Raw genomic sequence first — 1,041 nt, 5'->3', positions numbered from 1 at the left:
GGTCAAGCCCGAGGATGACGAAGTGCGGGTATGCTGCGGTGGCAAACAGATCACGCCTCACGCGACGCCCTTGCAGCCCATTCATGACTCAGCGCGGCATAGACATATTCGTCGCCCCAGACGCCATTGAAGCGGTCGTTTTCGATCAGATGTGCCTCGCGGCGCAGGCCAAGCCGTTCGACGACGCCGATGGAGCCGGCGTTCTTCGCATCCAGGCGTGCGAAAATCCGATGAAAGCCGAACCTGCCGAAGCCGAGGGTGATGATGGCTTCAGCCGCCTCCGTCGCGTATCCCCTCCCGGCATGGGCGGGGTTGGAGGTATAACCGATCTCGGCTTGAAGTGCCGCCTTGTTTGCGAATGTCAGGCTGACATCTCCCACCAAAGCACCGTCCTCCCGCCGAATGGCGGCACATAGCAGCGTATCTCCATCTTCGGAGAAAGGGGAATTCAGGCTGATATCGAAACGCTCCCTCAACACTTCAGGTGAGGGAGGATCGCGGTAAAGAAAACGATAGATCTCCGGCAGGGAGCGGTAGGCGCTATAGGCTTTAAAATCCTCGGGCACAAAGCGGCGAAGGATGAGGCGTTCGGTCGATGCGAGGGATTTTGCGTCGTTGGACATCATCGGGAATCCTTGGAAGGGATATCCGGAAATGTGGTCCTCCCGACCAAAAAGGCCGAGAGGACGATCAGATCAGTACGCTTACTCGGCGTCCGCGCTCGACAGCGTTTCCAGCGTCGGCATAGAGGTGATGTTGTAGCCGGCGTCGACAAAGTGGACTTCGCCGGTGACGCCTGCTGCCAGATCCGACAGGAGGTAGAGCGACGACGAGCCGACCTGGTCGATGGTAACAGACTTGCGCAGCGGCGCGTTGCGCTGGTTCCACGACAGGATGGCACGGGCATCGGAAATGCCGGCGCCGGCGAGCGTGCGGATCGGGCCGGCGGAAACGGCGTTGACGCGAATGCCGCGCGGGCCGTAGTCGGCGGCGAGATAGCGAACGGAAGCCTCGAGGGCGGCCTTGGCGACGCCCATGACG

General features: G+C 61.2%; 2 protein-coding genes. Both read right to left on the bottom strand.

Features of this window, described 5'->3' with window-relative positions:
* Window positions 1-50: 50 nt before the first annotated feature.
* The gene (locus tag FP026_RS30060) at window positions 51-626 is read right to left on the bottom strand and encodes a GNAT family N-acetyltransferase (protein WP_149635024.1); all 576 of its coding nucleotides are present in this window, start codon (window positions 624-626) and stop codon (window positions 51-53) included.
* A 78-nt stretch (window positions 627-704) separates the two neighbouring features.
* Window positions 705-1,041: SDR family oxidoreductase (locus FP026_RS30055; protein ID WP_149638167.1), on the bottom strand; the 337-nt coding region annotated here is incomplete at its 5' end.

It is taken from the genome of Martinezella tropici (assembly GCF_008370325.1).
GTDB lineage: Bacteria > Pseudomonadota > Alphaproteobacteria > Rhizobiales > Rhizobiaceae > Rhizobium > Rhizobium tropici_B.
Note: the sequence above shows the minus strand (reverse complement) of the source record. Positions and strands in the feature narration are given on the sequence as shown.